Raw genomic sequence first — 12,862 nt, 5'->3', positions numbered from 1 at the left:
TTTATAATACCTTCTTTTTTAAAATATACTTAGGCCTTTTTTTGGTTTCTATGTAAATCCTTCCAATATATTCCCCAAGAATACCTATTCCTATCAATTGAACGCCACCCAGAAAAAGTACAGAAACAAGAAGAGACGGGTAGCCAGGAACATTATTTCCAAATATTAATTTATCAATAATCATCCATGCACCGTAAAGGAATGACATACCTGCAATAAACAATCCAATGTAAGTCCATATACGGAGCGGAAATGTTGAGAAAGAAGTTATTCCTTCCAGCGCCAGATTCCATAATTTCCAGCCATTGAATTTTGAATCGCCAGCAATACGCTCAGCGCGGGCGTATTCAACTACATCAGTCTTGCCGCCCACCCATGACAGAACGCCTTTCATAAACAGATTACGTTCTGGCATCTGTTTAATATTTTCGACAACCTCACGGCTCATTAACCGGAAATCACCGACGTTCTCTTCAATTTTCGGATTGCTGATTTTATTATGCAGCTTATAAAACCATTCAGCTGTCTTACGCTTCATGCGCCCGTCAGTTGAGCGGTCTGAGCGCTTAGCCAGCACCATATCCGCGCCAGCCTGCCACTTCTCAATGAGATGGGGGATAACTTCTATCGGATCCTGTAAATCGACATCAATAGGAATGACCGCATCCCCGGTTGCATGGTCGAGACCCGCGAAAAGAGCAGGTTCTTTACCGAAGTTTCGCGTAAACGAAAGCGGAATAACGAGCGGATCAGATGCAGCTATTTTGTTAATTATTGATTCAGTCGCATCTTTGCTTCCGTCGTTGATGAAAACAATCTCAACTTCATACGGTTTTAGCTCTTCAAACTCGCGAACCGTTTTATAGAAAATAGGTATTGTGGCTTCTTCATTGAAGACCGGAACGACTAACGAGATTTTCATTTCGCATCCCTAAAGACAATGAACTTTGAATAAATGAATCCGCATATCAGGCTGATAGCTGAAAAGGTGACAAGCGTAAGGAGTGGTGGCAGGGAGCATTTGTCAGCCATCCAGCCAACAACGGCGCTCAGTGTTCCCATAAATCCCACGTACATCATGTAGCGAAGCGTGGTGGTGCTGGCGTTAAAGGTGAAGCGCGCATTGGCATAGAAGCTGAACGATACAGCGATAACAAAACCGGAAAAGTTCGCCAACGCCTGATGCGTATGCATCCCATACACACAAAAAGCAAATACGCCCCAATGAATAAGCGTGTTAAGAACACCGATCGATGTGTACTTAGCGAATAACTTCAACATTATGAAAATCAGCGGATTCGGAAAGGTCTGGAGTGTAGCACTACAAATTGCTTTGATCGATATAAACGATCAATAATGTGATATTTGATAGTTTAAACTTATTGTTATCTTATTAATTGATCGTTGTTACCGATCAATTGGGGCTGCTGATTGCTAAGTGGTTTGGGACAAAAACGGGACACACAAAGCTTTGCATCGGCTTGCAAGGCTTTGCATGTTTTTCGAGGATGGGACGAGTGTGAGTGCCGTAGTAATGGGATAACTTGTTGTTAGCTCAGGTAGTTCCAGAAACATCTAAGCCGTGGGGCGCAGGTTCGAATCCTGCAGGGCGCGCCATTTAACCTCTCAAAATTATGTTAATCCGTAAGCTTCTGCGGCGGCGACGTTGCGCCATCCGCAGTACGTGACGCTAATATGCAAATAACTAATTGCGTTTAATCTGTTTATGGTGCTCCTCAGCCTGGATCTCGTGGGCGAAAGAATGGGCATTATTCATCGATTGATGGATGACCATTGCTTTTTCATAGTCGTCCATTTCAGAAAAGGGTGTCGCATTTTCCACAGTAGTCGGGGCGCTGGGTTTCTGTGTCTGAGCCATTTGCTGATGCGCGAAGGCGTCACCGTTATTCATCATCTCATGCGCCGTGGCGGATAATTGGCGGGATTCCATTTTCTCTGCGGCGTTTACGCCAGCTGAAATAAAAAAACGACAGCTAAAAGGGATGTAAACTTATTTATCTTATTTCTCCGGTGTGGGTTAATAAGAGAAATAATAAAACAGTCGTTGGGTCTGGCGCGTGACGGGATAATGACGATGATGTCAGATTATTTTGCTGGCTAGTGATAGCGCCTTTCACTATCGCTACAGTTCAACGGAGGTGTTTGGGTAATGTCAAAATAAAACGAGTAGCGCGCGTATCGGAGGTGACAGAAACTTTTCCCTGATGCGCAATGACGATGGATTTTACAATTGCCAGGCCTATACCGCTGCCTTCCCCTTTACGCTGGCGGGAGGGATCAACCCGATAAAAACGATCGAAAAGGCGCGGCAAATGTTCCGGCGCGATTGGCGTACCGGGGTTTTCAACAATAATATGTATCTGGTCGTCCGCTTCTTTTATCCGAAGAGTAATGGTTTTACCCGGCGGCGTATAGTGCATCGCATTAGAGAGTAAGTTACTGATCGCTCTGCGCAGCATGATGGGATCGCCGGTGATCCAGCAGGCGCGGCCTTCAAAGCGCAAGCTCCCAACACCTTTTCGGCAGAAAAACTCGATGAGACGCTTTACCACGGGGCGGTGCTCCGGGTGCGGCCAAAAGCCATGACGGTAGCGGTGATTATCGCCGGTCTGCTGCCTTTTTTATGGGGGGCTGGCGCGGGTTCTGAGGTGATGAGCCGTATTGCCGCGCCGATGGTCGGCGGCATGATTACCGCGCCGCTGCTGTCGCTGTTCATCATTCCGGCAGCCTACAAGCTGATGTGGCTGCGCAGGCATCGTCGCCTTGCGGCATAACGTGTGCACCCCGCCTGCGGCGTCAAACTGCAGGCGGGTTCAGCCTACGTTTATCGTCCGAGTGCGTTGACCCGTTTGCGGTATTCGCCTGGTGTACAACCGAATTCACGGACAAAAGCTTTGTGAAAAGAAGATTCGCTCGCATAACCTACCGACTCGGCAATCACCATCACCGGCAGCGCTTCACGCGACAGGGTCTGGGCGGCGATTTGCAGGCGCAGCGTTGTTAACACGGCTAAGGGCGTCGTCGCGGACACGTCGCGAAATAGCTGGGCGAAGCTTGCCCGAGACATGTGTACCCGTTGCGCCAGCGTTTCGACCGTCCAGGGTTGCGCCGGAGTTTCCAGCATGTGAAGGATCACGCGGCCCAGCCGGGGATGCAGCAATAAATTGAGCACGCTTTTCGCCGTGCCAGCCTGCGATAGCCAGTCGCGAACGGCGAGGGTAAACAGCGTGGCGCACTGCTGACTGTATAAGACGTCAGCGCCGGGTAAATGGCGTTCTGACTCCTGCTGTAACAGCAAAATGGCGGCGTTAAGCCAGATACTGGCGGGGCTATGCGACGGCGGGGCAAGACATAACACTTCCGGCAACGCGGTAAGGAAATAACGTGACGTCGTGTGCAGACGTAGACTACCGCACACGATATGTGTCGGTGCTTCGCCAGACTGGCGCAAACGGTGGGCGGAGTTTTGCGGCAGAATCACCACCTTTCCCGGCGTAAGCGTCATGGCGTCGCCGGTAGGCATTTCCAGTTGCGCTTCGCCCTGCGTAACGGTATGCCAGCGAATCACCGATAGTTCGCCAGCGGCGTGCGGCAACTGCCAGTCGCCGCCTAACGGGCAATTCTTGTCGATTGAGCCCTGAGGGGAGTTAAGCGTCAATAGCCGACTAAGCGCATCCATAAAGACTCCAGAACAGATTCTTTTTCAAAAATAGGGATAACCATTTCTGTCTCTGATCACTATATTTCGGACTCAATGTCATTTCTACTTTTGTTTTTGCTAACCGCCAATTTAGACGATAAGACAAAAAATGACGCGTTGCAGATAACCCTGTCTTTTTTGACGTTACTTATACTTGTCCTGACAAACAGATGGTGATTTGGCGGAGAAAGAAGATGACACAGTATCAGGCGCTCATTATTGGTTTTGGCAAGGCAGGAAAAACGTTGGCGGCAACTCTGGCGAAGACGGGATGGCGCGTGGCGATTATCGAACAGTCCGCCAGTATGTTCGGCGGAACCTGCATCAACATTGGCTGTATTCCAACGAAAACGCTGGTGCATGACGCGGAACGTGAGGGCGATTTTTCTGTCGCCATGCAACGCAAAGCGGCGGTCGTAAATTTTTTACGCGACAAAAATTTTCATAATCTTGCCGACCTGGACAATGTCGATGTGATTGAGGGAAGGGCGGAGTTTATTGATAACCATACCTTACGGGTATTTCAGGCGGACGGCGAGCGGGTGTTACGGGGAGAAAAGATCTTCATTAATACTGGCGCAGAGTCGGTGATCCCGGCTATTACGGGCATAACAACGACGGCGGGGGTGTTCGATAGCACCGGGTTACTCAGCCTGAGCCAGCGTCCGGCGCGGCTGGGGATTTTAGGCGGCGGTTATATTGGCCTTGAATTTGCCTCAATGTTCGCCAACTTCGGTACGAAGGTCACTATCTTTGAAGCAGCGTCGCAATTCCTGCCTCGTGAAGATCGGGATATCGCGCAGGCAATTACCCGTATTTTACAGGAAAAGGGCGTCGAGCTGATTTTAAACGCCAACGTACAGGCCGTATCCTCAAAGGAGGGCGCGGTACAAGTAGAAACGCCGGAAGGCGCGCATCTTGTGGATGCCCTGCTGGTGGCGTCGGGGCGAAAACCGGCGACGGCTGGCTTACAGTTGCAGAACGCCGGCGTGGCGGTGAACGAACGCGGCGGGATCATCGTGGATGATTACCTGCGTACCACGGCGGACAATATCTGGGCGATGGGCGATGTTACCGGTGGGTTGCAGTTTACCTATATTTCACTGGATGATTTTCGTATTGTACGCGATGGGTTATTGGGAGATGGCAAACGCAGTACCCGCGATCGCCAGAACGTTCCGTATTCCGTCTTTATGACGCCGCCGCTCTCTCGTGTCGGGCTGACGGAAGAACAAGCGCGGGCAAGCGGCGCAACGGTGCAGGTGGTGACATTACCGGTAGCGGCGATCCCTCGCGCCCGTGTTATGAACGATACCCGTGGCGTACTAAAAGCGGTAGTGGACGTGAATACGCAGCGTATTGTAGGGGTGTCATTGTTATGCGTTGATTCTCATGAAATGATTAATATCGTTAAAACCGTTATGGATGCAGATTTACCTTATACGGTGTTACGCGACCAGATATTTACCCATCCTACAATGAGTGAGTCTTTAAACGATCTCTTCTCTCTCATTAAGTAAAACATAAATAACGTAGCCCTGTTAATCAGGGCTTTTTTTGCCTGTCAGGCTATAAAAATACGCCAGGACAAATATGCTGGCGTCTGAAAGAAAAGGCTTTAGTCAGGCGTAACGTATTATAACACCATTGAAATAACCCACGACTGGAAATCTCGATGTTAAAAGTTACCACGCTTATTGCTTCATTATTGGCTGCGCCGCTGGCGTTTTCCGCCTCCGCCCAGCCGCTAACTGACGTTGAATATATCAGCGTTTCTGCGGTGGCAGCAACGCCGTCAATGCTTGAAGACGCTATTGCCAGACTGGCGCAAAGTAAACAGGCCTCGTCATGGAAAATTACGTCAATGCGTATTGATAATACGGGTTACGCCACTGCGATATTATATAAATAAGGAGAGCCTGAGATGGATAAATATCTTCGTCTGTTAAGTCAGGGGGATCGGCTGGGATTAACATTAATTCGCCTGAGTATCGCCATCGTTTTTATCTGGATTGGACTACTAAAATTTGTGCCCTATGAGGCAGACAGTATTACCCCGTTTGTAGCGAACAGCCCGTTTATGTCTTTTTTCTATGAACATCCGGAAGAATATCGTCAGCATCTGACTCATGAGGGCGAACTAAAACCGGAGGAACGCGCCTGGCAAACGGCCAATAATACGTATGCGTTTTCGGATGGTCTGGGCGTGGTGGAATTGATTATCGCGGCGCTGGTACTGGCTAACCCTGTTAGCCGCTGGTTAGGGCTGGCAGGCGGCGTGCTGGCATTCCTGACGCCATTTGTCACGCTGTCGTTTTTAATCACCACGCCGGAGGCCTGGGTCATGCCGCTGGGCGATGCGCATTATGGTTTTCCGTATTTATCGGGCGCCGGACGGCTGGTATTAAAAGATACGTTAATGCTGGCAGGTGCGGTGATGATCATGGCGGACTCCGCCCGTTCGTTACTTTTACAGCGACAGTAGCGACCCTCTTACCCTCTTACCCTCTTACCCTCTTTATGCCGCGATTCGTCGGGTGGCGCTTGCGCCATCCGACAATTTATTGATGAATGATGGTCTACCCTGACAGAAGTTCCTGTTCCACCTGTTGAACCTGCGCCTCCAGCGTATTGCGAATTTCGGTTAGTGCCCGTTCCTGCTCGGAGAAATAGGCTTCCTTATCCGCAACGGAAGAGGCGAGCCGCCAGGCGTTTTCCGTTTCCAGTTGCGTTATCTCTTTCAACAGCGCGTCGATTTGTGTGCGGAGCTGGCGTATTTTATGGCGCAGATGTTCCAGGTTATTTAGCCTGTCGCTTGCCATCATCGGTTCCAGACCGCTTTGCAGCTGCGTCAATAACGCGCGAATTGCCGCCAGATCGGCATTCTGCCGCGCCTGATTAAGCTGTACCATCATCTGGTGCGCTTTTTCTTTCAATTCATCGGCGACTACATCCGGGTGACACAGGCGGCTGGCCTGACGCCACAAACGTTTTAATTCACTGCGTTCGTCAGCCGACAAACGTTGATCGCGGGCGTAGCGGAATTGCGCTTCCTGCTGCTGCTCCCGGTACTGGTGATAGTCCTGTTCCGCATTTTCCTGCGCCTGGCGGAATGCGCTGTCGTCCTGATGGGAAAAATCCGCTTCCAGCTCGCGAATTTCCGCCAGCAACGCGGTAATTAATTCCGTCTGCTGCTGGATTCGCTGACGGATGCCCACCGCTTCGCGCGAGGCGGCATTCAATCCTGTCCACTGCTGTTTTAGCGTTGCCAGTTGATCCACGGCCTGGGAAATAAATTGCAGGCAGGATTGATAATCTTTTTCCCGGCGTTTTATTTCGGCTTCTTGCTTACGCTGCATACTCACCGCGAGCTGTTTACGCAACTCCAGAATACGGCTCATCAACGGCCCGAGACGCAGATGATAGAGATCGTTGAAATCGTCGAGGATTTGTACCCGCGCATTTCGTTTGTCAATCAGATCGCGAAGCTGGGCTTCAAGCGCTTTCAGCTCCAGTTTACTGGCGGCAATAGAGGGATCTTGCCACGTCGAGAGCGCCCGTTGAGCCTGTAGCCAGGCGGCGATCTCTTGCATGGCGTCACTGAATCGACGAGCTTCAATCGCCTGGGCAATCGCGCTGATTACGGCATCCTGCGGCTCATTTTTCAGGTAGATGAGCTGCTGACGGATAATCTCTTCGTCCTCAAGTTCGATGGCGCTTTTGATGATCTCTAAACGTTTGATGATCTTATTCATGACGTTGATGCCTGGCGTGGCTCAAAAACGGATAACAGATACCAGGTCTGATTCACCTTTTTGAAAATACTGAAAAAATACTAAATGTATTCTGTAGGGTGTCGTACTTTTCGTCCAGAGTTATTCACATATTTTATACTCGGCGTCTGTCACCCGTAACGTTCTATATCGGCGCGCACTCTTTTCTTTTTACTCCCCGCGACATCTTTTTTTACACGATAACGTTAACGTCCGGAGTTGAGCCTTGACAAACGATTGCGCCTTGCGGCAGCGAGAGCGAAATGTTAAAAGGTGCCCCTCAATAAAAACGATACAGGGGTAGGACGTGAAAAACGCGTCAACTGCATCCGGCGCCAGCGTGTCGGATGCCGCGTCGAAGAATGAACCGACGCTTCAACGGGGGTTGCAAAACCGCCATATTCAGCTAATTGCGCTGGGCGGCGCCATTGGCACCGGACTGTTTCTGGGCATCGGCCCGGCGATTCAAATGGCGGGGCCGGCTGTTTTGTTGGGCTATGGCGTTGCCGGGATTATCGCTTTTCTCATTATGCGCCAGTTGGGTGAAATGGTCGTGGAAGAGCCGGTTTCCGGATCGTTTGCCCACTTCGCCTGGAAATATTGGGGGCCGTTTGCGGGCTTTTTGTCGGGCTGGAACTATTGGGTCATGTTTGTGCTGGTCGGGATGGCGGAGCTGACCGCGGCGGGCATCTATATGCAGTACTGGCTGCCTGACGTACCAACATGGATTTGGGCGGCGGCGTTTTTTATTATCATTAATGCCGTAAATCTGGTGAACGTTCGTCTGTATGGCGAAACGGAATTCTGGTTCGCGCTCATTAAAGTGCTGGCGATTATCGGCATGATAGGTTTTGGTCTGTGGCTGCTGTTCTCCGGCCACGGCGGCGAACATGCCAGCATTGATAACCTCTGGCGTTATAACGGTTTCTTCGCTACCGGTTGGCATGGTTTGCTTCTGTCGCTGGCGGTGATTATGTTTTCTTTTGGCGGACTGGAGCTGATCGGCATTACTGCGGCGGAAGCGCGCGATCCGCAAAAAAGCATTCCGAAAGCGGTGAATCAGGTGGTATACCGTATTTTGCTGTTCTACATCGGTTCGCTGGTGGTGTTGCTGGCGCTCTATCCGTGGGTAGAGGTGAAATCCAATAGCAGCCCTTTTGTGATGATCTTCCATAACCTGGACAGTAATGTGGTGGCTTCGGCGCTGAATTTCGTTATTCTGGTCGCGTCGCTTTCGGTGTATAACAGCGGCGTTTATTCGAACAGCCGAATGCTGTTCGGCCTGTCCGTACAAGGCAATGCGCCGAAATTTTTAACCCGCGTCAGCCATCGCGGCGTGCCGGTGAACTCGCTGATACTTTCCGGAGCGATTACCTCGCTGGTGGTGCTGATCAACTATCTGTTGCCGCAAAAAGCGTTTAGCCTGTTGATGGCGCTGGTTGTCGCGACGCTATTGCTAAACTGGATAATGATCTGTCTCGCGCATTTACGTTTTCGCGCGGCGATGCGTCGTAAAGGGCGCGAGACGCAATTTAAGGCGCTGTTCTATCCCGCCGGAAACTATTTGTGCATTGCGTTTCTGGCGCTGATTCTGGTGTTAATGTGTACGATGGACGATATGCGATTGTCGGCGATTTTGCTGCCGGTATGGATTGTATTCCTGTTTATCGCGTTTACAGTTTTGCGCCGTAAGGCTCATTAACTTTTTTGCCCGATCCCATGCTCATGCGATCGGGCAATCCATTAATGCCGCAATGTCCCTGACAGCGCGCGAATATCGCTGCCGGTCGGCGTCTGATGAATACGCAAGCCGAACTCTTCCACCACCGCAAATATATGGTCGAAAATATCGGCCTGAATGCTCTCATATTCCAGCCACACGACGGTATTGGTAAAGGCGTAGATCTCTATCGGCAAACCATGATCGTCAGGCGCCAGTTGGCGTACCATCAGCGTCATATCTTTACGGATGCGCGGATGGTGGCGTAAATATTCGTTCAGATAGGCGCGAAATGTCCCGATATTGGTCATTCGGCGGTGATTTAAGGCTGATTCCGGCGCATCCAGTTGTTTATTCCATTCATCGATTTCCTGATGACGGCTGGTAAGGTACGGCTTTAACAGTTGCGCGGTTAACAGCCGCTGTTTTTCATCAGCATCCAGAAAATGGATACTGGTCGCGTCAATATTAATGCTGCGTTTAATCCGGCGTCCGCCGGACGCAGACATGCCGCTCCAGTTTTTGAACGAGTCGGAAACCAGTGACCAGGTGGGAATGGTGGTGATGGTATTATCCCAGTTGCGTACTTTTACCGTGGTTAAGCCAATATCAATGACCGCGCCATCTGCGCCATATTTCGGCATTTCCAGCCAGTCGCCCAGTTTGAGCATATCGTTGGCGGAAAGCTGGATACCGGCAACCAGGCCAAGAATCGGGTCTTTAAAGACCAGCATTAATACCGCGGCCATCGCGCCCAGCCCGCTGATTAAAATTGCTGGTGACTGGCCAATCAGCAGTGAGATCATCAGAATGCCGACGATAATAGCGCCGATGAGCTTAATGCCCTGAAATATTCCTTTTAGCGGTAACTGAGAGGCGGCGGGCCATTTTTGCGATAGATTGAAAATCACGTCCAGCAGAGAAAATAACGACAGCAGGGCGTAGGTCATAATCCATAACTGCGCGCAGGTCGTCAGGATATCCGCAGCCTCACTGCCTTTTTGTAGCCAGAGCGCGGCCTGAATATTGACAATGATGCCTTGCAGCGTAAAAGCCAGACGATGGAATAATTTATTCTGGGTAATAATTTGCAGCCACAGGCGGGAACTGGCGCTGGCACGTTTTTCGAAAGCGCGCAGTACTATCCAGTGCAAAATAATATGCACGACAACTGCCGTCAGAAAAATAATACCAAATATCACCACCAGCGACGTGGTGTGATTCATTTCAATTCCCGCTAAATCTTCTACCTGGGATATCAATTCCTGCATAATCTCTCCTTTATAAACAGCAGCCTATGATGACTGCTGAATGGCATTTATGCAAATCAGGACGCTCGCGCTTCAGGCATAATCAGCAACAGACGGGTAAAAGCGCTTCAGGGGTTATCCATACGCTATATTTTATCCAGCGCCCCATAAACGTCGTTATTTTACGCCACCCCATTTTTTTGAACAGGCGCCAGTTCGTCAACAATGGATGAAAACATTTTAACCAGAATGCTTAAAACGATTGCAATGTTTCTGTCGGATGATGATTAGCACCGTCGTACCTCTCAACAATAACATTAAGGAACATCGGATGACCCAAAAGCGTACCCTGCTAAAATACGGCATACTCTCGCTGGCGCTGGCCGCGCCATTATCTGCCTGTGCGTTTGACTCTCTTACGGTATTTGGCGATAGCCTTAGCGATACCGGGAATAACGGTCGCTGGACCTGGGATAGTGGTCAAAATAAGCTCTACGACGAACAGTTGGCCGAACGATTTGGGCTGGCATTAAGCCCTTCCAACAATGGCGGTTCTAATTATGCCGCCGGCGGCGCGACGGCGACCCCGGAATTAAACCCGCAGGATAATACCGCGGATCAGGTACGGCAGTGGCTTGCCAAAACGGGGGGAAAAGCCGACCACAACGGTTTGTATATTCACTGGGTCGGCGGAAACGATCTGGCGGCGGCCATCGCGCAACCAACCATGGCACAGCAAATAGCCGGTAATAGCGCCACTAACGCGGCGGCGCAGGTAGGACTGTTACTGGATGCCGGCGCCGGGCTGGTTGTGGTGCCAAACGTACCGGATATTAGTGCGACGCCAATGCTTCTGGAGGCGGTAATCACCGCCGGGCTGGGCGCAGCGGCGCCTCCGGCGTTAAAAGCGGCGTTAGACGCGCTGGCGGAGGGTGCTACGCCCGATTTCGCCAGTCGGCAACAGGCGATCCGCAAGGCGTTGCTGGCGGCGGCTGCAACGGTAAGCAGCAATCCGTTTATTCAGCAACTGCTCGTTGAGCAACTGCTGGCGGGCTATGAAACGGCGGCAGAGCAGGCGTCAGCTCTGACCGATTATTATAATCAGATGGAAGAGAAGGGGCTGGAGCAACACGGCGGCAATATAGCCCGTGCCGATATCAACGGCCTCTTTAAGGAAATTCTTGCCAACCCGCAGGCGTTTGGTCTGACAAATACCGTAGGTATGGCCTGCCCGCCTGGCGTATCCGCTTCGGCGTGCTCCTCGGCGATGCCTGGATTTAATGCGTCGCAGGACTATCTGTTTGCCGATCATTTACATCCCGGTCCGCAAGTTCATACCATTATTGCGCAATATATCCAGTCGATCATTGCCGCGCCGGTACAGGCGACATACCTGAACCAAAGCGTTCAGTCGATGGCGCAAGGCAGTCGTACCACGCTTGACAGCCGTTATCAGCAGCTTCGCCAGGGGGAAAATCCTGTTGGTTCACTGGGCATGTTCGGTGGATACAGCGGGGGATATCAACGTTATGATAATAATGAGGCCGACGGGAACGGTAATCATAATAATCTGACGGTTGGCGTCGATTATCAGCTTAACGAGCAGGTACTGCTGGGAGGGCTGATAGCCGGTTCTCTGGATAAGCAACATCCTGACGATAATTATCGTTATGACGCCCGCGGTTTTCAGGCCGCCGTATTCAGCCATTTACGCGCCGGTCAGGCGTGGCTGGATAGCGATTTACACTACCTGTCCGCTAAATTCAGTAACATTCAGCGCAGTATCACGCTCGGTGCGCTAAGACGGGTGGAAGAGGGCGAAACCAACGGTCGGCTGTGGGGCGCGAGGTTAACCAGCGGTTATGATTTTGTCATGATGCCGTGGTTAACGACCGGACCGATGCTGCAATATGCATGGGATTACAGCCACGTTAATGGTTATAGCGAGAAGCTCAATACCAGTACATCAATGCGTTTTGGCGACCAAAACGCCCATTCGCAGGTCGGTAGCGCTGGTTGGCGTCTGGATCTCCGCCACAGCATCATTCACTCCTGGGCGCAGATTAATTATCGCCGTCAGTTTGGCGATGATACGTATGTGGCGAACGGCGGCCTTAAATCGACCGCGTTGACGTTTAGCCGCGACGGAAAAGCGCAGGATAAAAACTGGGTTGATATCGCGATTGGCGCAGATTTTCCGCTGTCGGCAACGGTGTCCGCTTTCGCCGGGCTGTCGCAAACGGCAGGGTTAAGCGATGGCAATCAAACCCGTTATAACGTTGGGTTTAGCGCCCGATTTTGATGACACGCCAGGGAGGGCCAACCCCGTGGTGACAATATCGCCATCGTAGGCGCAAACCGGTGTCACGCCGTTTTCTCCTTCATCCAGATAGGGGGT

General features: G+C 51.0%; 11 protein-coding genes and 2 pseudogenes. 6 read left to right on the top strand and 7 right to left on the bottom strand.

Annotated features, from left to right (window positions below):
• Position 1 precedes the first annotated feature (1 nt).
• The 4 genes and pseudogenes from LDB27_RS16065 to LDB27_RS16050 all read right to left on the bottom strand — a co-directional run.
• Positions 2-922 carry a glycosyltransferase family 2 protein gene (locus LDB27_RS16065; protein WP_000703612.1) on the bottom strand — a complete coding sequence of 307 codons (921 nt, stop codon included), beginning with the start codon at positions 920-922 and terminating at the stop codon, positions 2-4.
• Positions 919-1,281, bottom strand: coding sequence for a GtrA family protein (locus tag LDB27_RS16060; protein WP_000915523.1), 363 nt, complete (start codon positions 1,279-1,281; stop codon positions 919-921). Before LDB27_RS16060 ends, LDB27_RS16065 begins: the two co-directional genes overlap by 4 nt.
• Before the next feature lie 424 nt (positions 1,282-1,705).
• A complete protein-coding gene (locus LDB27_RS16055; protein WP_000445905.1) occupies positions 1,706-1,951 on the bottom strand; it encodes a copper-binding protein in 246 nt (81 codons plus the stop codon).
• A gap of 199 nt (positions 1,952-2,150) precedes the next feature.
• Positions 2,151-2,525 (bottom strand): annotated as a pseudogene (locus LDB27_RS16050) (ATP-binding protein); the annotation flags it as partial.
• 3 nt (positions 2,526-2,528) lie between these two features.
• Here LDB27_RS16050 and LDB27_RS16045 point away from each other — a divergent pair.
• Positions 2,529-2,795: pseudogene (locus LDB27_RS16045) on the top strand (efflux RND transporter permease subunit); the annotation flags it as partial.
• Positions 2,796-2,845: 50 nt separating this feature from the next.
• Here the strand turns inward: LDB27_RS16045 and rclR are convergent.
• Positions 2,846-3,700 (bottom strand): reactive chlorine-specific transcriptional regulator RclR, encoded by an 855-nt coding sequence (rclR, locus tag LDB27_RS16040; RefSeq protein WP_000339638.1) that lies wholly within the window; start codon positions 3,698-3,700, stop codon positions 2,846-2,848.
• A gap of 215 nt (positions 3,701-3,915) precedes the next feature.
• On the opposite strand from rclR, the gene rclA reads away from it, so the two are divergent.
• The 3 genes from rclA to rclC all read left to right on the top strand — a co-directional run bounded on the left by rclA (position 3,916) and on the right by rclC (position 6,206).
• The gene (rclA, locus tag LDB27_RS16035; RefSeq protein ID WP_000195924.1) at positions 3,916-5,241 is read left to right on the top strand and encodes a reactive chlorine resistance oxidoreductase RclA; all 1,326 of its coding nucleotides are present in this window, start codon (positions 3,916-3,918) and stop codon (positions 5,239-5,241) included.
• 155 nt (positions 5,242-5,396) lie between these two features.
• The gene (gene rclB / locus LDB27_RS16030) at positions 5,397-5,633 is read left to right on the top strand and encodes a reactive chlorine resistance periplasmic protein RclB (protein WP_000922168.1); all 237 of its coding nucleotides are present in this window, start codon (positions 5,397-5,399) and stop codon (positions 5,631-5,633) included.
• Between the two features lie 12 nt (positions 5,634-5,645).
• Entirely contained in the window at positions 5,646-6,206 is a 561-nt protein-coding gene (gene rclC, locus LDB27_RS16025) for a reactive chlorine resistance membrane protein RclC (RefSeq protein ID WP_000362177.1), read from the top strand.
• Positions 6,207-6,300: 94 nt separating this feature from the next.
• On the opposite strand, the gene LDB27_RS16020 is transcribed toward rclC, so the two are convergent.
• Positions 6,301-7,476, bottom strand: a complete 1,176-nt coding sequence (locus LDB27_RS16020) for a DnaJ family molecular chaperone (RefSeq protein ID WP_001033457.1) — start codon at positions 7,474-7,476, stop codon at positions 6,301-6,303.
• 325 nt (positions 7,477-7,801) lie between these two features.
• Here LDB27_RS16020 and pheP point away from each other — a divergent pair, with 325 nt between their 5' ends.
• Positions 7,802-9,196, top strand: a complete 1,395-nt coding sequence (gene pheP, locus LDB27_RS16015) for a phenylalanine transporter (protein WP_000786283.1) — start codon at positions 7,802-7,804, stop codon at positions 9,194-9,196.
• 41 nt (positions 9,197-9,237) lie between these two features.
• Here the strand turns inward: pheP and LDB27_RS16010 are convergent, their stop codons facing one another.
• Positions 9,238-10,485 (bottom strand): mechanosensitive ion channel family protein, encoded by a 1,248-nt coding sequence (locus tag LDB27_RS16010; protein ID WP_001156967.1) that lies wholly within the window; start codon positions 10,483-10,485, stop codon positions 9,238-9,240.
• A gap of 310 nt (positions 10,486-10,795) precedes the next feature.
• Here LDB27_RS16010 and LDB27_RS16005 point away from each other — a divergent pair, with 310 nt between their 5' ends.
• Positions 10,796-12,766 carry an autotransporter domain-containing esterase gene (locus tag LDB27_RS16005; protein WP_023197012.1) on the top strand — a complete coding sequence of 657 codons (1,971 nt, stop codon included), beginning with the start codon at positions 10,796-10,798 and terminating at the stop codon, positions 12,764-12,766.
• Positions 12,767-12,862: the final 96 nt, after the last annotated feature.

Source organism: Salmonella sp. JXY0409-18 (assembly GCF_020268625.1).
GTDB lineage: Bacteria > Pseudomonadota > Gammaproteobacteria > Enterobacterales > Enterobacteriaceae > Salmonella > Salmonella enterica.
This window is presented reverse-complemented; position numbering and strand designations above follow the sequence as displayed.